This is a genomic window from Spirosoma lacussanchae (assembly GCF_005870035.1).
GTDB classification, from domain to species: Bacteria; Bacteroidota; Bacteroidia; order Cytophagales; family Spirosomataceae; genus Spirosoma; species Spirosoma lacussanchae.
The window spans coordinates 1,024,822-1,046,892 of record NZ_SWJG01000001.1 but is presented as its reverse complement, the minus strand read 5'-3'; the positions used below and the strand labels follow the sequence as shown (position 1 = coordinate 1,046,892).

The following is a 22,071-nucleotide window of genomic DNA, read 5'->3' as shown; positions in this document are numbered from 1 at the left end:
CGGCTCACAACCCGACAAAAACGCCCGACAGCGCTGCTGCCGGGCGTTTTTGTATTTTACGAAGTTGTGTCTTCCGGCCATGGTGTCAGCTTCAGCAGGGCCCGCATGCGTTCTTCGACCAGATCGAGAAAAGAATCGTCGCGCAGGTAGGCCGTGTGCGACAGGGGCGTTTCTGACAGGGGCCACATACCGGCATTGATCGGAATGTCGTCGATGCGGGTGCCCTGCGTATCGTCCCAGATGTCGGCCAGCGGATACCCAAGCACATCGTCCGGATCGAACACGTTCTGCCAGCGGGCTTCGGCTTTCAGGGAAGCCGGTAGGTTCTGGTGCGGAAACGGAATGCATTTGATGGGGGGCGAAGGCGGCAGAAAGAGCGGAATATTGGAGCCGAACGTGATAAACGACGTGAGCGTTTCGGTCCGCTCGAAGGGCGTTTTGCCCAGACCAACATCCTCCTCGTTTTTGTTGTAATGCTGGTCCCAGATGTAATTACTGGCGATTACGCTGCCCAGCGAGTGGGCCAGGATCATTAGGGGCCGAGGTTGTCCCTCGCCTAGCCGGGCCGAGAGCTGCTCCAGACTGGTCCGCATGCATTCATGAATCTGCCCATACACCGGTTTGCCATCCTTGAAAAAACCAGACAGGTAACTCACCGGGTCGCCCAGTGCGCTGACGATCCAGCGCCGAAACGCCAGCGCATCCAGCTGACCACGCAGCAGAAGCCGATGCCAGGTTACGTCCTGCTGTTTCTGCAGAATAGGGGCCCAGTAGCACGCTTCAAACTCGACCTCCCGGGCCGCATCGCCCAGGCGTTTTGTCAACTGACCAATAAGTGTTTCGGCATAATCGGGAGCAGGATCGCCCATGCCGTGGATGATAAAAACGCCTAGTTTTTTGGTCATGGTTCAGCCCGTTTCATTGCCCTGAAAGTACGCAAAACATAAATCCCGTTCGCTCGAATAGCACTTTTCCAACACAACATCTCATCCCGGTGCCCCGTTAACCTTCCAACTACCTCTCGTTACGCAACAATGACGACAGGATTGCTTACTTATTTAGTCAACGATTTACCAACTCAACGTATGACCATTCATCTCAATTTCAACACATTCCGATCAGTGGCAGCGGCCTGCCTGCTGAGTTCGGTTGCCTTTCTGAGCAGCTGTACCAATAGCCCCGATCCGCAACCGGTTCCACCTACGACGACCAATCCGGGTTCGGGCACCGCGACTACGCCCGGCACCGGCACGGCCACGACACCCGGCTCCGGCACATCGACCACGCCGGGTTCAGGCACAACAACCCCCGGCTCGAACCAGACCGTTGTGGCCTCGTATGATTACATCAAGCAAAAAGATAATCTGACATTCCTGACGGCTGCCATCGCGCAGGCGGGTCTGGTTGCGGATGTGAACAAAGGCGCACTGACCATTTTCGCCCCCTCCGACGACGCCTTCCGGGCGGCTGGGTACGCCAGTGTGGCCGCAGTAAGCGCTGCGCCGGCGGCTGACCTGAAGCGGATTCTGCAATACCACGTCATCGGGTCGCTGATCGACCTGTCGTCCATCCCGACGCGGGTGAATACCTCGTATCAGACCACCTTGCCCAATACGCAGGTGTCGGTCTACAAGGTTAGCAACAGCGACGTCAGCATCAACGGGGCAAAGGTTACCCAGGGCGATATTCCGACAACGGGCAGCACGATTCATATCATCAACAAGGTGCTGATGCCGCCAACGATCAACGCAGCCGATGTAGTAAAAGCCAATAATGATCTGTCGCTGTTCGTAGCTGCCGCCAACCGGGCCGGTACCAGCATTCAGAACATTCTGAGCAACAGCACGCAGAATGGCGTAACCGTTTTCGCCCCCAACAACGCGGCCTTCAACGCAGCGGGCTATGCCAACGTGGCGGCCATCGAGAAAGAAGACCCGAAAAAACTGGCCGATCTGCTGGCCTATCACACGCTGAACTACCGGGCCTTTGCGCAGACGTTCCAAAACGGGGCTGATGTGGTAACGGCACAGGGATCGAGTGTGCGGTTCAACGTAGCCAATGGCAAAGTAACCGTTTTGGGTAAAGGCAATGGCACCAGCGCAGCCAACATCACCCAGGCTGACGTAGTGGCCAACAACGCCGTTATTCACGTCATTGACCGCATCCTGCTGTTCCAGTAGTGACCGCAGACAGGAGGTAGTTAAGCGTGCCCCGTTCAGGAACGGGGCACGCTTGTTTTAGGCCGTACAGTAGCGAACGACTTCGGCCCGTCTTTTACAACAAACACGTTTTCATACAGCCCATGCGCTTCCGGTTTATTTTGTCTGCCCTACTCATTCTGACTGCCAGCCTGACGCAGGCTCAGAATACCCTAACCTCACAGGAAAAGAAAGAGGGCTGGACCCTCCTGTTCAACGGCCAGAACACCAACGGCTGGCATACCTACGGTGGTAAAGGGGTTGGTTCGGCCTGGCGCGTGGAGCAGGGGGCGCTTCACCTGTACGTGCCGAACCGAATCGGCAACAAAGCCGCTAACGGGGGCGACCTGGTTACGGATGCCTCGTTTACCGGCGATTTTGAGTTCAAGGCCGACTGGAAAGTAGAACGGCTGACCAACAGCGGTATTTTCTTTTTCGTGCAGGAATCCCCCGCCCACAAGAACGTATACGATACGGGGCTTGAGCTTCAGGTCCTCGACAACGCCATTTACGAAGGAGCCGATGAAAATAAACACCGGGCGGGCGACTTTTTCAGCGTAGCCAACGCCCGCGTTCGTGAGGTCAACCCAGTCGGCTCGTGGAATCAGGTGCATTTTGTCATGAGAAAGAACACGCTGACCGTATCACTGAACGGGTTTACCATCCACGAGTACACCCTCAACAGCCCCGAATGGAAACAACGGGTGGCCGCCAGTAAGCTCAAAGACGCCCCCATCGGCAAAGGGCAATACATTGGCCGAATTGGTTTGCAGGACTGGGGCAGCCCCGTCTGGTTCCGCAACGTCAAGTTCCGTCGTCTATAGCATCCTTATAGATACCGCAGCCAGGTCACCTCGGGGTGGGCGGCTTTGTAGCGACCATACCAACGGCAGAGCGGATACAGAACAGCCACCAGCGCAAGCCAGACCCCATAAACGCCCCCCAGCGATATACCCGCTCCTTCGGGCCGACCAAAGTTGAGCGGCCCCGAAGGCACATCGGCCCAGGAGTAGCCCTGCGCAAACGACATCGCCAGCATAGACAGGTGAACGAGGTACCAGTGGATGAGGTAGTAGAACATAGGTACCTGGCCATATACGCGTAGCAGGCGGGTCAAGCCGTTGTCGGCTCCGTCGGCAGCAGCCAGAATCAGCAGTGCCAGTCCGATGGTTACGGCCGTGTAGAGCAACGAAGGCGGATATTTGCTCACGTTCAGGAACGAAAGCACCGTTAGTAAACCACTCTTCTGCACCGACCAGGGTGCCGGATCGCCATAGAGGTTCAGCAATCGAAGCACCAGAAAAACCGCCAGCGCCCCCAGGCCCAGTTGCCACAGCAGCCGTCGGCGACTGGTAATCGGCTGCTCGAACAACCGCCCGGCTGCGAACCCCAGCAGCATAATACCCAGCCAGGGCACCAGCGGATAACCCACCAGCACTGTCAGTTCCGGGCTTACCACAAACACGTTGGTTCGGAACAGCAGCGACCATACGAAACTCCCCACCGGATTAGCAAACGGCGCAAACGGCAGCAGGTTATGCAGCAGGACAATACCGAACCCGATACCAGCTATCCACCGAACGGATAACTTCGCCAGCAGCGACAGTACCATCAGCCCGCCCCCAATGGCAAAAATGACCTGTAGCATAAGGCTCCTGAACTGAATATCGAACCAGAACGCGAAGTTGATAACGGTCAGCTCCAGCACGATCAGCACCAGCCCCCGTTTCAGCAGAAACCGCCGGGCTTCGGGCGAGTTGCGCTTTTGTAACGACAGATAAGCCGACACCCCCGACAGAAATACGAAGGTCGGGGCGCAGAGGTGGGTAATCCAGCGGGTCAGAAAAATGGCAGGGGTTGTCGTGGCCAGATCGGTCGGGTTCTGCGTCAGGGCGGGTGTGTGGAGCAGGTCGCGGACGTGATCGAGGGCCATGATGACCATGACCAATCCCCGCGTTACGTCGATTGTCGTAATCCGGTTCATGTCATTTCTTGCGTCCGTACTGGCATCGGGTATTGTCGGACTTTACGTAGTAGGATTTGTAGTTCAGCGCCTTACGGTCGGTACAGCCTTTGAGTTCGAGAATCTCGACCGAGCGGAAATCGATCGGGTGGCTCTCGGCCTGCAGCGCAATGTAGCCTTCACCGAGTGGTTTGTTAGCCCGGCTGGCCCAGTAATCGACATTCTGAATTCCGGCCGCTTTCCAGTCATACTCGTCGCTGATGAAATAGCTGCTTACCCGGGGCCGCTGGTAGGTCAGCACCGTATCGCCATCTACCAGATGATGAATGACCGAATCGCCCAGCACGATGGCTTCGGCCGTTACCCACTGGTCGCCGTCGTAGGTTTTTGAGTCCGAATCGATGCAGTGGGCGGGGTTCAGCTTGCCATCCATGTAGACCTCTGTGCCGGGGGTGCAGAGGTTAGCGGTGTGGCGCGGCCCCTTCCCCAGCCCGCCCAGCAGCTGCAACTCGAGCGACACCGGAAAATCCTGGCCCAGCGACAGACTCGCAGCCGACTGCGAATGGAGCATGACTCCACTGTTGCGCACATTCCAGGCCGCTCCGCCTTTGGTTTGCTGACCAACAAACCGGTACGTGAACCGCACTCTATAGTGCGAGTAGGGTTTCTTGTAGTACAGGTGCCCGTATTTACCATCGAAGCTGGTATACTGATCATAGGCCAGCCGCATAATACCATTCTCGACCCGGAATGTATTCTTGTAATTATCATTCAGGGGCTGGCCCGTGATCTTGATATCCCAGCCGGTCAGGTCTTTTCCGTTAAAGAGCGGCTCCCAGTCCTGACGGTTGGGGTTAGTCTGGGCAAAGGCCAGGCCTGATGTAACGAAAAGCAGACCAGCGAGCAAGAGTGTACGCAATGGCATCATAACGAGTGGGGTTAACTACGTGTAGGACAGGCTCACGAATAGGATCAGTGCGAACACGACGGCACCGAAACCAGGTTTAAAGAGCCTGTAGGGCAGAAAGACGATAACCGCCGATAGCCTACTGTCTGTACAGCCCAGAAAGCCCTACTGCCGACGCTGGTAAAGGCTTTTTCGTAGCTTTGGGCCCCGGATAGGCTATGGTTCGACCTTCTTCAACCTCAATAATCGGCGCCTACTGGCAGCGCGTTCGCCCGTATCTGACCTCGGCCGACTGGTGGCTCTGGTGGGGATCGGTAGCGCTCTTCGGCAGCGTTGCGCTGGGAAGCTGGCTCGGTCAGCTCTACTTCTTCGAGTTATTCAGCCATTTTCAAGTTCAGTACACATGCATTGCGCTGGCCTTACTACTGGCAAACGGGCTGCGTGGGGTATGGCACAAACGATGGGTGCACCCCTGGTTCCTGCTTCTGACGCTGGCACTACTTGGCTGGAATAAGACAAACTACGCAGGCTGGTGGTATCCGGGCGACTACAATCAGCCGGTTCTGCCCCCGCAGGGCGACGTTCGGGTCTACCACGCCAATGTACTCGTTACCCGTAGCGAATACGAGACAACCCTGGCCACCCTCCGAAAACAACGGCCCGACCTATACGTGCTACAGGAAATGACACCCGCCAGCATTCGGTACGTTACAACCCGCCTTTGCGGAGCGTATCCGCACTGGTTCGCGTGCTGGTCGAAGAAACGGTTCTGGATACTGGTCGGTAGCCGCACGCCCATCCGGGTCGATACGGCCCTGGCCCGCAACCATCAGCTCATTACCCTCACGACGGTTGTGAACGGCCAGCCGATGGCCCTAGTCACCGTTCATCCACGCATCCCGCTGCTCCCGTCCTGGTTCAGGGGGCGCAATGCCCAACTGACCGAAGCCGCCCGCCGAACCCGCTACCACAGCCTGCCTGCCCTGCTCATCGGCGACTTCAACATCAGTATTTTTTCGCCCGTGTATGCCGATGTGTTTGGACCGCCCAACGCCGTTCCCGCTACGGGCGGGCGCTCTAACGTGCCCGCGCTAACCAGCGGTCGGCACACGCGTACCCAGCCAACCTGGCCCGCCTTCTTTCCGCCCCTCCAGCTTCCGATCGACCATGCGTTCGCCAATGCGGGCTTTCAGTTCAGTCAGTTCCGAACGCTCCCGCAGGCTGGCTCTGACCACCGCGCGCTACTGGTCGACCTTCGGTTTGCGAGCCGCCCCTGATCGGCAAACATCTTGGCACGCCGGTAGTTTTTCTGTATAGAAAATCGGGCCATCCGCCACGCGGCCGACCCGACAGCTAATAACCACTATCGTTATGAAAAACTCATCAATCTGGCGCATCGCCACGGCGGTACTGGCCGTCGGCAGTATTATCTATACCACCACCTCCAGTGCCCGTTCGCGTCGGGTAGGCAAACAGATGCAACAGGCCGAATCAGAACCTGAATTCGATGTGCCGGCCGAATACCAGAACGTATTCGACCGCAATCTGATCATCCCGGCTGGCTGGGCGTTCGGGGTGGTCTGGTCAACTATTTATTCGGGGCTAGGGGCAATGATGGTTCACCAGGCGCTGCCGGGTCAGGCCTACAACCCGCGCTACCAGAAAGCATTACCGTGGTGGCTAACCAGCTGGACGCTCAACGCCATCTTCGGCCGTTATTTTTCGCAGGATGATAAACGCAGTGTTGTCGTGTCTGATCTCACTACAAAGGCTAACCTGGTAGCAGCCCTGGGCTTGCACCATGCGCTCGAGATTGGCAAAACCGACGTACCCGCTCCCGAAAAATACCTGCGGATTCCGGTCAGTTTGTATACCGGCTGGCTAACGGCCGCCACCGTTGTCGGCACCCCCGATACCCTCCTGACTCTCGATGCCTGGGAAACTGATGACGAGCGGGATGTACCCGTAGCCGCGGGCATTCTGGGTGCTACGGCGGGCGCGGGTTATCTGGTAGCGCGCCAACTCAACGATCCCTGGTTCATGCTCCCGTTTGTGGCTGGCTTTGGCGGCATTGCTTCCCGGCAGTGGAACCGCTATCCGGTTGTAGGGCTGACGGCAGCCGGTCTGGCAGCCGCGTATGTCGGTTTGCTGGCCTACTGGCTTCCCAAAGGAAAGTTTCGTGACCATGACCGTACGGTTCTCGACGCGGCTGTAGTCGATCCCGATTATCAGGACAACCCGGCCGATGTATATTCGGGGCTTCAGCATGAAACCAATATCGAACGGGAACGTATGACGCCGATCGAAGCCGAAGGACTGGATTGATGACTCTATTTTGTCGAGCCTGTTTTTCTAAAGACTGCCCCGATCGGGCGGTCTTTTTTTATTGTGAGCAACGTTTATCAGACTATTCTGTCATTGGTGTAACTATGTTTTGCTTTACGTGGCAAAATGACGGTATTGTTTATCTTCCTAATCCCGATCCGTTATGTACGCTCCTGACACCCCCACATTTTCGGCACCGGTCAGCAAACCATCCCGCATTCAGGTTGTGGATGCGCTGCGCGCTTTTGCCCTGCTCGGCATCTTAATTGCCCACGTATCGGTCTGGTTCGATGGTGGGCCGTTACCCGGCTCGGTCTACCAGATCAACAGCCAGGGAACCGCCAACATGGTGGCCCAGACGTTTGTGGGTATTTTTATCAGCGGTAAATTTTACACCTTCTTCTCGTTTCTATTCGGGCTGAGTTTCGCGCTCATGCTGACCCGTTCTACCGATTCTGACGGCACGTTTCTCCGCCGATTTGCCTGGCGGCTGCTCATCCTGGGTGCCATCGGATTTCTCCATCACCTACACTGGCGGGGCGACATTCTGAGCATTTACGCCATGCTGGGTTTTGGCATGCTCCTGTTCCGGAACGTACCAACCCGCTGGGTGCTTGTTGCGGCCATACTACTGGTTCTGAACGTACCGGCTCAGATACGGAATAACTACAACCAGTTTGTAGCTCCGCAACCCACGAAAACCCAAAACGAACAGCGGCAAAAAGAGGACGAGAAGCTGGTAGAGGCCAATTACAAAGTCATCAAGCAAGGCACGTACGCAGAGGTTGTCCGCGTGAACCTGAGCGAATTCAAAACCAAGATGCAGTTCCAGTTCGAGAGCGGGCGTATCTATATCACCCTAGGCTTCTTTCTGCTGGGCTTGTATGCCGGTCGTCGGCGCTTGTTCCAGCAGCTCAGCGAATACCGTCCGTTTTTCCGGCAGCTGACACGGTATACGGGGCTACTGGTCTTGGGTATCATCCTTCTGTTTGTAGCGACTATTCTGACCCTCGGCCCTAACAGCCAGCCTCCCAAAGTAATCGAGGTTATTTTTGGATTTCTCTTCGATCTGGGGAATGCTGCCCTAACGGTATTTTATATCAGTGGCTTAACCCTGCTTTTCCAGCGGCTATCCTGGCAGCGGGTCGTTTCACCGCTGGCTGCCGTTGGGAAGATGGCCCTGACGAATTACATCCTGCAATCGGTCATCGGCACGCTGCTCTTCTACGGCTACGGCCTCGGCCTGATTGGCGAAATCGGCACAGCAACGGTGTTGTTGCTTACTATTCCCATTTTTCTGGTGCAGGTGCTGTTCAGCCAGTTTTTGTTATCCCGGTTTCATTACGGCCCCCTGGAGTGGCTATGGCGCTCGCTAACGTATCTGAAGTCGCAACCCATGCAGGCCCGCCACCCGTAAACCACCGCAACCATATTCCTACCCTCCAATAACCGGGATATCACCACAACCAAGCCCCGTGGGGGCGGCATGTCATAATTCATGCCGCCCCCACGGGGCTTCTCTATAAACTCCGTCCGTATGGCTATGGACACCCAGCTCCTGCGAAGCCGACCGTATTTATCCTATCCAACTGCTATTGACCTGTCGCTCCTATGGAGCTAATCATATCCGCCTTGGCCAATTGCCGTTGACATGCATCCCGTAGGCCACAGGCGGAATACCGAGAACCTTGCGCATTCAGAACGCCTGAACAAACCTGCCTATACAATTCCGAACAGACATTTTGACGCATTTAGCGACCCGGATAGCTTATTTTACGTCAAAATGTCCGCAAAACAGACCCGGCCCGGAGTTTGTTACCAACTGGTAAAGACTGACGGTACTCTCTGGTTATTGATTTATCTCATTCATTCCTCAACCAGCCATGAACGTTAACAACTATACCATCAAGGCGCAGGAGGTCGTGCAGCATGCGGCCCAGATGGCGCAGGGTAATCAGCAGCAAACGGTCGAAACGGGCCATGTGCTGAAAGCCATTTTAGAAGAAGACCCAAACACCGTCGGGTTTCTGGCTAAGAAACTCGGCACCGACATCAAACGACTGACCCTCGCCCTGGATGCCATCATCAACGGATACCCGAAAGTGGTCGTTGCGGGTGGGCAGCAGCAGGGCATCTACCTGGGCAATGACCTGAACGCGGCTTTGCAACGGGCACAGACGCAAATGAAAGACTTTGGCGACGAGTATGTCAGCGTTGAAATGATGCTGCTTGGCCTCGTTGGTGGTAAAGACACCGTAGCTACGTTACTGAAAGACATCGGATTCTCCGAAAAAACCCTAAAAGATGCCATTCGCGACCTGCGGGGCAAAAACAATCCTGTGAAAGACCAAAACGCAGAAGCAACGTACCAGTCGCTGGAGCGGTACGGTATCAACCTCAACGAGCGAGCCAGCGCGGGCAAAATTGACCCGGTGATTGGCCGCGACGAAGAAATACGGCGGGTGCTTCAGATCCTGAGCCGCCGGACTAAAAACAACCCGATGCTGCTGGGCGAACCCGGTGTTGGTAAAACCGCCATTGTAGAAGGACTGGCCCAGCGTATTGTACAGGGCGACGTTCCGGAAAACCTCAAGTCGAAGATTATCATGTCGCTGGACATGGGCTTGCTCGTGGCTGGTGCCAAATACAAGGGCGAGTTTGAAGAACGGCTGAAGGCTGTCATTAAGGAAGTGACAGACTCCGATGGCGAAATCGTCTTGTTCATCGATGAAATTCATACTCTCATCGGTGCGGGCGGTGGTGGCGAAGGGGCTATGGATGCGGCCAACCTGCTGAAACCAGCTCTGGCAAGGGGCGAACTGCACGCTATTGGCGCCACTACGCTCAAAGAATACCAAAAATACATCGAGAAAGACAAAGCCCTGGAACGCCGGTTCCAGGCCGTACTGGTCGACGAGCCCGACGTGCCGGATGCGATCTCGATCCTGCGCGGTATCAAAGAGCGCTATGAGCTGCACCATGGCGTACGCATCAAAGACGACGCGGTTATTGCCGCCGTTGAGCTGTCGAACCGCTACATTTCGGACCGGTTCCTGCCCGACAAGGCCATTGACCTCATGGACGAAGCAGCAGCCAAACTCCGGCTTGAGATCGACTCCGTACCCGAAGAGCTCGACGAGCTGAACCGCCGGATCATGCAGCTGGAAATTGAACGCGAAGCCATCCGGCGCGAAGACGACCGCGACAAAGAAAGTGTGCTGAGCCGGCAAATTGCCGAACTCAACGAACAGCGCACCGAACTGAAGGCCCGCTGGGAAACCGAAAAAGCGTCGGTCAACGAAGGCCGTACGCTGAAAGAACAACTCGATCAGCTCCGTATTGAAGCCGAACAGGCCGAGCGCGCGGGCGATTACGGGAAGGTAGCCGAGATTCGGTACGGCCGCATCCCGGAAATTGAAAAACGCCTGAACGAACTGCAACGGGAGAAAGGCGACGGCGACGTGTCTAACACCCAGAGCCCTATGCTACAGGAAGAAGTCACCTCCGAGGATATTGCCGAAGTGGTGGCCAAATGGACGGGTATTCCAGTGAGCCGAATGCTCCAGTCGGAACGCGACAAACTGCTATTCCTGGAAGCGGAACTCGGCAAGCGCGTAGCGGGTCAGGAAGAAGCGATCGAGGTCGTGTCGGATGCCGTACGTCGGAGCCGCGCGGGTATGCAGGACCCCAAGCGCCCCATCGGTTCGTTCATCTTCCTGGGTACAACCGGCGTCGGTAAAACCGAGCTGGCCAAGGCCCTGGCCGAATTCCTGTTCAACGACGAGAACGCGCTGGTTCGCATCGACATGAGCGAGTACCAGGAGCGCCACGCCGTGAGCCGCCTGATTGGTGCCCCTCCGGGCTACGTAGGCTACGACGAAGGTGGTCAGCTAACGGAGGCCGTTCGTCGGAAACCGTACAGCGTTATCCTGCTCGATGAGATCGAGAAAGCGCACCCCGATGTGTTTAATATTCTGCTGCAGGTGCTGGACGATGGTCGCCTGACCGACAACAAAGGGCGGGTAGCCAACTTCAAAAATACGATCATCATCATGACCTCGAATATCGGGTCGCACGTGATCCGGGAGCGGTTCGCCGATATAACGGATCAGAATGCTGATCAGATTATTGAGAGCACGAAAGAAGAGGTGTTCGAGTTGCTGAAGCAGACCGTACGACCCGAGTTTCTGAACCGGATCGATGAGCTGGTGATGTTCCAGCCGCTGACCAGACGCGAAGTGCGCAAGATCATGGAGATCCAGTTCCGGCAAATCCAGCACCGGCTGGCCGAGCAGGGTATCGCACTCGAAGCCGACACGGAGGTACTCGACTTCATCGCCCGCGAAGGCTTCGATCCTCAGTTTGGCGCCCGCCCGCTGAAGCGTGTGCTGCAACGGCGCATCCTGAACGCCCTCTCGAAAGAAATTCTGTCGGGCCGGATTCAGAAAAACGCCATCGTGGGCATGATGCTTAACGAAGACGAAAGCGGCAAAGAAGATATCATCTTCTACAACCTCGACAAGGTGGTACCGATACTCGACTAACAAAGACACAAAAACGCCCGGCCAGCAGGTCGGGCGTTTTTTTATGTCCTGTCAGGCAGTTCCTGATTATGGCACCGTTACTTAACGCGAACGACGAACAGTCAATTAAGCCTATTCGTTGCCATCCCGATGAGAGGACAAAAAAGCTATCTATAGGTTACCCTCGAATCATAGCCACATCACAACGCTGCGTCGGTAACAAACGGCAGGATCGCCTTGTCCCGTCAGGGCCTTCACAACGCAGCGTCGGTAGCAGCAAACGGCCCGATCATCTATGGCCCGTCAGGGCCTTCACAGCGCAGCGTCGGTAGCATGTCGGTAGATGTCGGTGCTTTTATTCGGTTTTGAAATCCGAATCTTTAAGCCCTTTATTCACCTTCACGTTATCGACGGTCATGACCATGGTACCGCGGGCCGACTTCTGGTTAAGCGTCATCGGGAATTTAATGCCACTCACATCCTTATAATCGTCGTATACGGTTGTCGTCGTCATACTACCCCGGGGCGATTTGTTGGTTACGACCGACTGCACTTTCAGGCCCGTGCTGGTGTCGAAGTTGTCTGTCCAGGTAGATGATCCGTCGGCGGTTGTGTGGCTGAGTTTATAGGTGCTCTTACCGTCAACGGTCTCGGGCCCGACCAGGGTGGTTTTCACCCCATTTTCGGCATAGTGCAACTCCGGAAACAGCGTATTCATCAGGGTCATCTGCTGGGCCGCCGGGCCGTCTAGTGTCTGGCTGCCCTGCATCCCGCCCATGAGTACCTTCTGTCCGTCGCCGGTTTGCTTCATCACCTCCATACCGTTGGCGTTAATCACCATCGAGAACTTGTTGGGTAGTTTCTGCTTGCGGGTAATGATCATCACCCCGCGCTCGGTCTCGCTCGACATGCTCATTGTCAGATCGTTTACCTTCATCAGGGCATCTTTACCGCCGAGGGCCGTAACGTATTTGTCCAGTACCTGATCGGCCGTGGGGGTGTCTTGTGCGGTGGCCTGCCGGAGCATCGCAGGCAGCAACAAGAGGGCTATAATGTATCGTTTCATGAGGAGAAAAGGGGGGTGATTGGTTCAACCAAATGTAAGCGATCGGACCTGAATCAGCAAGCCATTCAGCAGCTCCTGTACAGGCGGCTTCGGCTATCGGAACAGGGCGTATTCAACCAGGTATACCGCAGCCCCCGCGGCATAACCGATCAGCGCGAGCCAGCTGATCCGGCGCAGGTACCAGCCAAACGATAAGCGCTCCATACCCATAACCGCTACCCCGGCCGCCGACCCGATCAGCAGCAGACTGCCACCGGTACCGGCGCAGTAGGCCAGAAACTCCCATAGCTTGGCATCGGGCGGGTAGGTCTGCAAATCGTACATCCCCATGGCAGCCGCTACAATCGGTACGTTATCAACCACCGCCGATACGATCCCAATCAGCAGGACGATTACGTCCAGGTTTCCGACAGAATCGGTCAACGCGCCAGCCAGGCTCCGCAGCACGCCCGTCGCTTCGAGCGAACCGACCGCCAGCAGAATGCCCAGAAAGAACAAAATGCTGGACGTATCGATGCGGCTCAGGGCGTGAGCGGCTGTAAATTTCTGCCGTTCGGCTTCATCCTTATCGCTGTGAATCACCTCCGACGCCACCCAAATCACACCCAGCACGAGCATCATGCCCATGTAAGGCGGCAGATGGGTAACGGTTTTGAAGATCGGCACAAACAGCATGCCTCCCAGTCCGATCGCCAGCATCAGCCGTCGGTCGCGTCGGGCCGCCTTCGATACATAGGGACGACTGATGCCCTGCTTCGCCGTTGGCTGAGCGGCCTGCGTATCGGCTTTGTACATGAATGTCAGGATACCCAGCGGCACGACCAGCGAGACCAGGCTGGGCAGTAACAATTCGCGAATGATGTTGGCGGTGGTAATCTGCCCGCCTATCCAGAGCATAGTCGTCGTTACGTCGCCAATGGGCGACCAGGCCCCGCCGGAGTTGGCAGCCAGGATGATCATACCGGCAATGACCCGCCGTTGTTCCGCGTTACGGACCAGCTTACGGGCTACCGAAATCATGACAATAGACGAGGTAAGATTATCCAGCAGCGCCGACAGCACAAATGTCAGCAGGCTGATAATCCAGAGCAGCGTACGGGTATTGCGGCTGGCAATCCGGTCGGTAATGAGCGTGAAGCCATCGTGTGCATCGATCAGTTCAACGATGGTCATGGCCCCCAGCAGAAAAAACAGGATCTCGGCAACCCCCGTCAGGTGCTCGCCCAGGTGGTGGACAACGGCTTCTATATCACTGACCGACAGGGCATATACCGTCCAGCAAACCACGCCCGTAATCAGCGCCGTAGCGGTTTTGTTAATTTTGATCGGATGCTCGAGGGTAATCAGAATGTACCCAATAACGAAGAGTATGATGAGGGTTATTGTCATAAGTAGAACCGGAACGACTCCGCAATTGTCTGTATGTCGATGGCAAAGAAGCTATTTATTTTACGAATTCCTGCACTTGGCCCCGATGGCATGGCCCTGTTTCCATTCATTCTGGTCCGGCACAGAAACCCCGGTGCCACGCTGATCAATCACGAACGGATTCACCTGCGCCAGCAACTGGAGCTGGGCGTCGTACCTTTCTACCTTTGGTATCTGATCGAATACGCGATCCGCCGGTTTCAGTACCGCGATCATTATACGGCTTACCGGAATATCAGCTTCGAGCGCGAAGCGTTTGCCAACGACCAGAATCTGGGCTACCTGGCCATACGACCGGTCTGGGCCTTTCTGAAATGGACAAAGAAAAGCAGGCTGTAGTTCACTCGTTGTTCAGCCGCTGCCCCCGAACCGCCCCGCCGATCATCACCAGCGACGACATCACCACCACCAGCATGGGTATGCCCTCGCGAAAGCCAACCAGCCGCAGGTTCTCCGGAATGTTCAGGTAAAGAAGAATCGTGATTAGACCACGGGGCGCAATCCAGAGCAGGGGTCTTGCAGCACTCGAGTAGGTGATGCGCAGCGTAAGCCAGCGCCAGACAATGATGATAAAAACAAATAACGCACTGACAATCAGAGCATCCGTATCAACGAGTTCGCTCGGTACGGCTATGTAGCCGAAAATTAGGAAGAAAAATGTCCGGACAACGAAGGCCCCCTCGGCGGTGAGGTTTTTGAGCTGCTCAAGCTCTTTCTCAAACAGATCGTTTTTCAGAATACGGCTGAGTGTGCCGCGGATAAACAGCTCCGTGTTGTTCAGGAAAAGCCCGAAGATCAGGATCAGCAGCAACGACGACAGATGGTTTATTTCGGCCAGGGCGTAGACCAGAAACAGCACCGAAATAATGGGCAGAAACTTGATCCGGTGGTTGATGCGGCTGATCAGGTAAAGCAGCAGGAAACAGCAGGCCAGCGAGATCAGCGCCATCACCAGGGTGTCGCGTGCGAAGAACCAGACCGCTCCCAGCACCGAATCGCGGCTGAGCAGCAGAAAGTTATAGGCCATAATACCCAGAATACCGGCAAAGGCCGACTCATAAACTACAAAATCCTGTTTTCCATCCGAGAGGTTGGTCACGCTCGCATTGGCAACGGCACTACTGATGATAGAAAACGGAAGAGCCGCAATGAGGCAATGGTAAAACGTATCGTTGAGCAGCAGATACAGCGTGCCCGCCATCAGCAGCGTACCGCCAATAATCGATAGCAGCGACGCCAGCAGGGTTCGGCGCAGCACCCCCAGTCGCTCACCGTGGAGTTCGAGGTCCAGCCCGCCCTCCAGCACGATCAGAATAAGTCCCAGCGTGCCCAGTGTTGGCAGGATGGTATCCAGATAAGGCACCCGCACGCTAAAGTAGTCGGTGGCCTGCCGGGTCAGCATACCCAACGCCAGCAGCAACAGCACCGATGGAATCTTGAAACGACTGCTGAACAGGTCGAAGCCGTAGGAAATCAGCACCGCCAGGCTCAGCACTATAATCAGAATTGAGGAATCCATGCAGCAAGATACTAAAACGGTACTCAGTTTACAGAGTACCGCATCTGGTTTACTACGTTCTGTTGCCGTAGCTACCCGTCAGAATTAAACTACTGGCTGGCCTGCTCGTTAACCAGATCCGTCATGATTTTGGCCGAGAGCAGGCAGAGCGGAATGCCTCCGCCGGGATGAACGCTCCCCCCTACAAAGTACAGGTTCCGGAATTCGTGCGAGAAGTTGGCATGCCGCAGGAAAGCCGCAAACCGGTTGTTGCTGCTGTTGCCGTACAGAGCACCCTGGCTCGATGAGGTCCGGGCTTCGATACTGCGCGGGTCCAGAACAGCTTCGGTTTCTATTAGCGGCCCCACATCAACGCCCAGATTGTGGCTCAGTTTGCGGATCACGTCCTGCCGCGCCCGGCTGATGATAGTATCCCAGTCCTGGCCGGTATTGTTGGGCGCGTTGAGCAGGATGAACCAGTTTTCGCAGCCCGGCGGAGCATCATCGGCCTTATGTTTCGACGTGATATTGAGGTAGATAGTCGGGTCGCTGTACAGCTGGTTCTGGCCAAATAACTCGGCAAACTCGGCGCGGTAGTTGTTGCTGAAGAATATATTATGCAGCCCCAGCTCGGCAAACTCCCGCCGGATACCCCAGTAAAAAATCAGCCCCGAGCTGGATTTGGGCTGCCGCAGAATTCGTTCCGGCTGCCGGGCGTTGGGCAGCAGTTTCCGAAACGTACTGACCACATCCATATTCGACACAACCAGCGTGTAGGGCCGCGGAAGGTCCTCGCCCGCCAGCTGAACGCCCAGCACCCGCGTTCCTTTCGTGACGAGCTGGCTTACACGCGCCCGGTAATGAAACCGCACGCCGAGATCTTCGGCCAGCCGAACCAGGCTCCCGGTAATGCTGACCATGCCCTGCACCGGAAAAAAAGCGCCGATGTTATACTCCAGATGCGGAATGATATTCAGGGTGGCAGGTGTCTGGTACGGGTCAGAGCCGTTGTAGGTGGCGTAGCGATTAAACAGCTGAACGAGCTTGGGATGCCGAAACCGACCTTCATTGGCCTTGTTCATGGTGCTGAACACCCCCAGCCTGGGCAGGTTGAGATAGCCCCGCAAGGCATCCCGGTTCATCCAGGTACTAATTTTATGCAGCGACCGGTGCAGAAATAGCTTTTCGGTCACCTCGTATTTGAGAGCACTGTCGCGGAGGTGGTCCAGCAGATGACCGGCGGGTTCGCCCAGAACGGACTCTACTTCCTGACCAAATCGGGTATGGTCGGCCCAGGCCGTGAGCCGGGTGGCATCGTCCCAGAAATAGCGGCAGGTTTCGTCCAGCCGGATATAGTTAAAATAGTCGGCCGGCTGCCGACCCGCCAGCTGAAACAGTTCATCGACCAGGTGCGGCATCGTAAACAACGACGGCCCCGCATCGAATCGGTAACTCCCCCGCTCTGTGGTCAGATCGAACGCAGAGAGTTTACCGCCCGGATAGTCGTTAGCCTCGAATACGTCGACGGAATAGCCTTTCACCGCCAGCCGGATGGCCGACGCAATACCGGCAATACCGGCCCCGATAACAGCAGCAGTTTTCAAAAGGTGATAAAGTGAACCGGCAACAGGGCGTTCCGTTGCTGGTTATTTCCGGGCGTAATAAAAGAGATTAACGGCAGAAGCGCTGCCTTTCTCGCTGATGGTGAAATAGCCTTTGCCATCCTTGTCGAAACAGATGGCTTCACCCTGCGGCTCTACCCGATACGGCAAGGCCTTGCTATTACCTCGTTGCAGGGCATCGGCAATACTTTGGCCGGCATTCCGCTTCCAGTACCGGATTTCGGTATAAGTCCGTACCACAATCTCGGATCCATCGGGCGAAATAGCCGCTCCGGTTACGAACGTCATGGGAATTTCACCCAGCGATTCGGCAACGGTCAACTCGTTGATGTTCTGCGGGTACGGCAGCCGATACAGCCGCACGTTGGCCTCCCGCTTCGAGATAATGTAGATATCTTTAGTAGCCGGATCAATGAACATAGCTTCCGCATCGCGGGGGCCATCGGGGTAGCGGAAGTTGATCCGCTCAATCTGCGTGATCGGAGTTTGCAGGTTGGCAGGCTCCGGGAGTCGGTAGATCTGCAGAAACGGCTGCTGGGCGTTATTGTCGCCAATATCGCCGATGTAGAGGTAGTTAACGCCGTCCTGAGGGCCCGGTCCGCTGGCCAGCTCTTCCCAGTCGCGGTTTTCGAAACGCGGAACGCTGATCCGGCCTTTGAGTTGCCCGTTGTGTCCGAGCAGCGCTAATTCGGCTGGTGAGCCGCTGTCCTGGTTGATCCAGAGGTTACCCGGCTGGGTTCGGCTATCGACCATACCCGAGGCTTCGTCGATCAGACCAGCCTGAACGGGGGTTGCCGTCGGGTCCGCAAACTGAGCCTGATCTACACCCGGCAACTCCAGTTTGCAGGAGCTGGCGGTGAGCAGGCCGATTAATATAAGAACAATACGCATGAAGTCTTTCAGGTTGATTGTGCCTCAAAGTAACGAAAGGCCAGACGAAAAATTAGCGAATCGGGCTGATAAGCTATTCAACAGTCTATTATTCGGATTAAGCCGGAAGCAAAATGGAGAACGTAGCCCCCTGGCCCGGTCGTCCCTCGGCTTGTATGTAGCCGTGGTGGTTCTCGACTACTTTCTGCACAATGGCCAGCCCAATACCCGTTCCCTGGTATTCGCTCCGGCCGTGGAGTCGCTGAAAGACCTGGAAAATCCGGTCGGCCTGGCGCGGATCGAACCCGATGCCGTTGTCTGACACGTCGATCCGGCAAAACCACCGGCCTTCATCGGCCACCGACACCGGCATGCCCGCGTGTTTGCCCCGTATCATCTGGCCCGTAATGATCACTTCCGGCATCTGGTTCGGCTTCGTGAACTTGAGCGAATTGCTGACCAGATTCTGAAACAGCTGCCGAAGCTGAAGACCATCGCCCGGAACGGTAGGCAACGGGTGTACCTGAATATGCGCCCGTTTGTCGGCTATGGCCGTTTCCAGATCGATCAGCACATCGTCGATAAGCGGGTTTAGCTCTACAGGTTCTACTTCTTCGCGTTTGGTCGCTACACGCGAATAGGCCAGCACATCCTTTATGAGCACCTGCATACGGGCTGCGGCCGACTGCATACGCCGGACCATATCAACGCCTTCGGCATCCATGACGCTGACATACTTCGTCTGGATAATATCACCAAAGGCCTGAATTTTACGAAGCGGTTCCTGCAGGTCATGGCTGGCCACATACGCAAACTGTTCCAGATTCCGGTTCGACCGCTGCAGATCTACTACCGAGGCCTGAAGTTGCTGCTGGAGCTGTTTGAGGGGGGTATAATCGCCGAACGTGACCAGCACCTCATCGCCCATTTTGGTTGAGAGGATATCCAGCCATGCGTCGATCCCGTCGGTATTGTAATGAAAATCGAACCGCTGCGGATCGCCGGTAACGTAGGTTTTGTAGTAAGCATCGAACAGGCCATTGCTTTTGTAGCCTGGAAACCACGTGCTACCCAGCGCCCCGACTACGGCCGCCGGATCCTGCCCAACATACGAAGCGAGTTGCCGGTTGGCCACCCGAAACCGGAAATCAACGACCTGCCCCGACTTGTCGTGTACAGGACTGAACAGAAATATACCCGTCTGCGACGTGTCGATAACCGTTTGCAGCTCAACCGCCGACCGCTCAATGAGCTGAGAAGCCCTTTTTACGACTGATACATCCGAAAAGGTAACCACGAAGCCATCGCCCAGTTTCTGAGCCGACACATCGATCCAGAAGTCGAGTCCATCATGATTATAGTGTAGTTCCGTACGCGTCGGCTCGCCCGTTTCGGCGGTATTCACGTACATGGCAAACAAGCCACTCTCTACGTTACCGGGAAACAGGTTCAGCATCGTATGACGCTTGATAAAGTCGACGGGGTAGCCAACCAGCTGTTCGCTGGCCTGGTTCACCGTTACGTACCTGAAATCAACAATCGATCCTTCATCGTCCCGGATGGCTTCGAACGACATAATACCGCTGTTGGAGCTGTTGAGCACACTATCGAGCAGGTCGGCCTGGCGTTTGGTTTCGGCTGCCTGCCGTTCTACGGCCAGCTGAGCCTGCTTGAGGTCGGTAAAGTTGGTGAACGTAACCAGTACATCCTGCCCAAACTTCATGGAATGCACATCGAACCAGAGATCGAACTCGTCGACATCGTAATGAATGCTGAATCGCTGCTCCTCGCCGGTATCAAACGTATGCCTGTACCGATCAAACAGGCCCGTTTCGCGATAACTGGTAAACCAAGCTGACGCTATGGCCCCCGTTAGCACCTCGGGCGTCTGACCCACCATAGCGGCCACCATCCGGTTAATGGTTTTGAACCGGAAATCAACGTGCCGACCGGTTTCATCATACACCGGACTAAAGACAAATATGCCGGTCTGCGAATGATCAATAACGGCCTGCAGGTCGGCAGCAGCCTGTTTCAGGGCTTGCTGGGCGCGTCGGACTTCGGTGGTATTGGCAAAAGTAAGTACGACTTGTTCGCCCTGCCGAACCGACGACACTTCGAACCACCCCTGCAGTACCTCATCTTCGTAGTAGTTCTCAGCACGCCGTTGTTCACCGGTGGCCAGTGTCTCGCAATACAGCGCAAAGAAGCCTGCCTGCCGATAGCCCGGGTAAACGTCCTGCATGGTTCGGCCGATGGCCTGCACCGGGTCAGCGCCGGTGAGTTGCTCTACAGCCCGGTTGGCAGCCAGAATCCGGAAATCGATTACCGAGCCGGGTTCAGAACCAGTTGCCGGCTCGCGGATTGGCTCCAGCAGCAACACACCGTTGATGGAACCATCAAGCATGGTATGCATCAGTTCGGCCTGGGCTTTGTTGGCAGCGGCAGCCTGTTCGAGCGCCAGCTGCGCGCGTTTCTCGGCCGACACATTGGCAAAGGTGATGACCAGCTCCTCGTCGGCGAGTTTACGGGTATTTACGTTTAGCCATTGGCTGAGCCGTCCGTCGTTGTAGTACGTTTCAACAAACTGAGGTTGTCCCGTCTCTATGGTTTTAACAAAAGCGTCGAATAAGCCCGAATCGCGCAGGTTCGGGTGCAGTTCAAGATCGCGCCGACCGACCAGCGCATCGACCGTTGACTGCGAGATCGTGGCTGCCTGCTGGTTCGCCGACAAGACCAGGAAATCAACAATTTCGCCCTCGGCATTACGAATCGCCCGTTCGGCGACGATGCCGTTCGACGATGCGTCGAGTAATTTATTGAGAAAGTTGGCCTGCCGTTCTTTCTGCACAGCCGTCTGGTGCTGCTCGGTAACGTCGGTATAGGTAACCACCAGCCCATCGTAGAACGGCGACAGGGTGATATCGAGCCATATACCGTGGCCATCCAGTTCATACCATGTTTCGAATCGATGCGGTTCACGGGTTTCGGTCACCCGTACATACTGATCGAACAACCCATGTTCACGGATTCCCGGAAACACGTCCGAAGCACGCTTTCCAACTAAGTCTCCTACACTTTTGCCGCGCAGAGCCGCCCCTACTTTATTGATCGCAATGACTTTAAAATAGTCGATCCGGCCGGTTTCATCGCGAACGGCTTCCAGGGCTTTGATACCACTGGCTGAGCTATCCAGCACACTGTTGAGCAGGTCGGCCTGCCGTTTACTCGCGCGCGACTGCTCTTCCAGGGCCTGCTGATTCCGGCGGGCCAGGGTGATATCGTTGAAGGTAATGACAAACCCGTCGGCCAGCTTTACAACGGCCATATCGTACCAGAGCAGCTGATCGCCATCCGGATAGGGCGTCTCAACGCGGGCGGGCTCACCGGTATCGACAACCTGCATGAAGATGTCGAACAGCCCCCCTTCTTTTACGCCCGGCAGCTGGTCCAGCATAGGCTCACCAATAACCGCATCGGTCAGCCCCAGCATGCGTTTGGCCGCTTTATTGAGCCGAATAAATTTGAAGTCGATAATCTGGCCCGTCTGATCACGAACGGACTCATAAGTAATAATACCGTTTAATGATGCATTCAGGATGCCATCCAGTTGCTCAGTAAGCTCTGCGAGTGATTGGTGATCCGTGGAATCCGTTAGCATGATTGATGAC

Annotated in this window: 16 protein-coding genes; 7 read left to right on the top strand and 9 right to left on the bottom strand. The window is 55.9% G+C overall.

The window, feature by feature from the left end; translation table 11 throughout:
• Positions 1 to 56: 56 nt before the first annotated feature.
• Positions 57 to 905 carry a hypothetical protein gene (locus tag FBR45_RS04295; protein ID WP_138499638.1) on the bottom strand — a complete coding sequence of 283 codons (849 nt, stop codon included), beginning with the start codon at positions 903 to 905 and terminating at the stop codon, positions 57 to 59.
• Between the two features lie 180 nt (positions 906 to 1,085).
• Between FBR45_RS04295 and FBR45_RS04290 the strand changes: the two genes are divergently transcribed.
• A complete protein-coding gene (locus tag FBR45_RS04290; protein ID WP_138499636.1) occupies positions 1,086 to 2,180 on the top strand; it encodes a fasciclin domain-containing protein in 1,095 nt (364 codons plus the stop codon).
• 122 nt (positions 2,181 to 2,302) lie between these two features.
• A complete protein-coding gene (locus FBR45_RS04285; RefSeq protein ID WP_138499634.1) occupies positions 2,303 to 3,022 on the top strand; it encodes a 3-keto-disaccharide hydrolase in 720 nt (239 codons plus the stop codon).
• Between the two features lie 5 nt (positions 3,023 to 3,027).
• On the opposite strand, the gene FBR45_RS04280 is transcribed toward FBR45_RS04285, so the two are convergent.
• The gene (locus FBR45_RS04280; protein WP_138499632.1) at positions 3,028 to 4,182 is read right to left on the bottom strand and encodes a DUF1624 domain-containing protein; all 1,155 of its coding nucleotides are present in this window, start codon (positions 4,180 to 4,182) and stop codon (positions 3,028 to 3,030) included.
• 1 nt (position 4,183) lies between these two features.
• Positions 4,184 to 5,089, bottom strand: a complete 906-nt coding sequence (locus FBR45_RS04275; RefSeq protein WP_138499630.1) for a 3-keto-disaccharide hydrolase — start codon at positions 5,087 to 5,089, stop codon at positions 4,184 to 4,186.
• Positions 5,090 to 5,286: 197 nt separating this feature from the next.
• Between FBR45_RS04275 and FBR45_RS04270 the strand changes: the two genes are divergently transcribed.
• From FBR45_RS04270 to clpB, 4 genes are all read left to right on the top strand, one after another.
• Positions 5,287 to 6,345 (top strand): endonuclease/exonuclease/phosphatase family protein, encoded by a 1,059-nt coding sequence (locus FBR45_RS04270; protein ID WP_138499629.1) that lies wholly within the window; start codon positions 5,287 to 5,289, stop codon positions 6,343 to 6,345.
• Between the two features lie 94 nt (positions 6,346 to 6,439).
• Entirely contained in the window at positions 6,440 to 7,393 is a 954-nt protein-coding gene (locus FBR45_RS04265) for a TspO/MBR family protein (RefSeq protein WP_138499627.1), read from the top strand.
• 163 nt (positions 7,394 to 7,556) lie between these two features.
• Positions 7,557 to 8,810, top strand: a complete 1,254-nt coding sequence (locus FBR45_RS04260; RefSeq protein ID WP_138499625.1) for a DUF418 domain-containing protein — start codon at positions 7,557 to 7,559, stop codon at positions 8,808 to 8,810.
• Between the two features lie 466 nt (positions 8,811 to 9,276).
• Entirely contained in the window at positions 9,277 to 11,937 is a 2,661-nt protein-coding gene (gene clpB, locus FBR45_RS04255) for an ATP-dependent chaperone ClpB (protein WP_138499622.1), read from the top strand.
• A gap of 334 nt (positions 11,938 to 12,271) precedes the next feature.
• Here clpB and FBR45_RS04250 read toward each other — a convergent pair whose 3' ends face one another.
• Positions 12,272 to 12,982: a LolA-like protein gene (locus FBR45_RS04250; protein ID WP_138499620.1), complete on the bottom strand. Its 711-nt coding sequence runs from the start codon at positions 12,980 to 12,982 to the stop codon at positions 12,272 to 12,274.
• Between the two features lie 93 nt (positions 12,983 to 13,075).
• Positions 13,076 to 14,371 carry a sodium:proton antiporter NhaD gene (gene nhaD, locus FBR45_RS04245; protein ID WP_138499618.1) on the bottom strand — a complete coding sequence of 432 codons (1,296 nt, stop codon included), beginning with the start codon at positions 14,369 to 14,371 and terminating at the stop codon, positions 13,076 to 13,078.
• 39 nt (positions 14,372 to 14,410) lie between these two features.
• Here nhaD and FBR45_RS04240 point away from each other — a divergent pair, with 39 nt between their 5' ends.
• Positions 14,411 to 14,749, top strand: a complete 339-nt coding sequence (locus FBR45_RS04240) for a hypothetical protein (RefSeq protein WP_138499616.1) — start codon at positions 14,411 to 14,413, stop codon at positions 14,747 to 14,749.
• A gap of 1 nt (position 14,750) precedes the next feature.
• On the opposite strand, the gene FBR45_RS04235 is transcribed toward FBR45_RS04240, so the two are convergent.
• The 4 genes from FBR45_RS04235 to FBR45_RS04220 form a co-directional block, all read right to left on the bottom strand.
• Positions 14,751 to 15,929 (bottom strand): cation:proton antiporter, encoded by a 1,179-nt coding sequence (locus FBR45_RS04235; protein WP_138499614.1) that lies wholly within the window; start codon positions 15,927 to 15,929, stop codon positions 14,751 to 14,753.
• 89 nt (positions 15,930 to 16,018) lie between these two features.
• Positions 16,019 to 17,512, bottom strand: coding sequence for a 1-hydroxycarotenoid 3,4-desaturase CrtD (gene crtD, locus FBR45_RS04230; RefSeq protein WP_138499612.1), 1,494 nt, complete (start codon positions 17,510 to 17,512; stop codon positions 16,019 to 16,021).
• A 42-nt stretch (positions 17,513 to 17,554) separates the two neighbouring features.
• Positions 17,555 to 18,421 carry a PE-PGRS family protein gene (locus tag FBR45_RS04225; RefSeq protein ID WP_138499610.1) on the bottom strand — a complete coding sequence of 289 codons (867 nt, stop codon included), beginning with the start codon at positions 18,419 to 18,421 and terminating at the stop codon, positions 17,555 to 17,557.
• 97 nt (positions 18,422 to 18,518) lie between these two features.
• Complete coding sequence (locus FBR45_RS04220) at positions 18,519 to 22,061, bottom strand: PAS domain-containing protein (protein WP_171044829.1); 3,543 nt, start codon at positions 22,059 to 22,061, stop codon at positions 18,519 to 18,521.
• Positions 22,062 to 22,071: the final 10 nt, after the last annotated feature.

Excerpts from the sequence above, each read along its gene's own strand:
- FBR45_RS04295 (WP_138499638.1), bottom strand. The coding sequence starts at position 905 with ATGACCAAAAAACTAGGCGTTTTTATCATCCACGGCATGGGCGATCCT.
- FBR45_RS04250 (WP_138499620.1), bottom strand. The coding sequence starts at position 12,982 with ATGAAACGATACATTATAGCCCTCTTGTTGCTGCCTGCGATGCTCCGG.
- FBR45_RS04240 (WP_138499616.1), top strand. The coding sequence starts at position 14,411 with ATGGCAAAGAAGCTATTTATTTTACGAATTCCTGCACTTGGCCCCGAT.
- clpB (WP_138499622.1), top strand. The coding sequence starts at position 9,277 with ATGAACGTTAACAACTATACCATCAAGGCGCAGGAGGTCGTGCAGCAT.
- FBR45_RS04220 (WP_171044829.1), bottom strand. The coding sequence starts at position 22,061 with ATGCTAACGGATTCCACGGATCACCAATCACTCGCAGAGCTTACTGAG.
- FBR45_RS04280 (WP_138499632.1), bottom strand. The coding sequence starts at position 4,182 with ATGAACCGGATTACGACAATCGACGTAACGCGGGGATTGGTCATGGTC.
- FBR45_RS04265 (WP_138499627.1), top strand. The coding sequence starts at position 6,440 with ATGAAAAACTCATCAATCTGGCGCATCGCCACGGCGGTACTGGCCGTC.
- FBR45_RS04235 (WP_138499614.1), bottom strand. The coding sequence starts at position 15,929 with ATGGATTCCTCAATTCTGATTATAGTGCTGAGCCTGGCGGTGCTGATT.
- nhaD (WP_138499618.1), bottom strand. The coding sequence starts at position 14,371 with ATGACAATAACCCTCATCATACTCTTCGTTATTGGGTACATTCTGATT.
- FBR45_RS04225 (WP_138499610.1), bottom strand. The coding sequence starts at position 18,421 with ATGCGTATTGTTCTTATATTAATCGGCCTGCTCACCGCCAGCTCCTGC.
- FBR45_RS04290 (WP_138499636.1), top strand. The coding sequence starts at position 1,086 with ATGACCATTCATCTCAATTTCAACACATTCCGATCAGTGGCAGCGGCC.
- FBR45_RS04260 (WP_138499625.1), top strand. The coding sequence starts at position 7,557 with ATGTACGCTCCTGACACCCCCACATTTTCGGCACCGGTCAGCAAACCA.
- FBR45_RS04285 (WP_138499634.1), top strand. The coding sequence starts at position 2,303 with ATGCGCTTCCGGTTTATTTTGTCTGCCCTACTCATTCTGACTGCCAGC.
- FBR45_RS04270 (WP_138499629.1), top strand. The coding sequence starts at position 5,287 with ATGGTTCGACCTTCTTCAACCTCAATAATCGGCGCCTACTGGCAGCGC.
- FBR45_RS04275 (WP_138499630.1), bottom strand. The coding sequence starts at position 5,089 with ATGATGCCATTGCGTACACTCTTGCTCGCTGGTCTGCTTTTCGTTACA.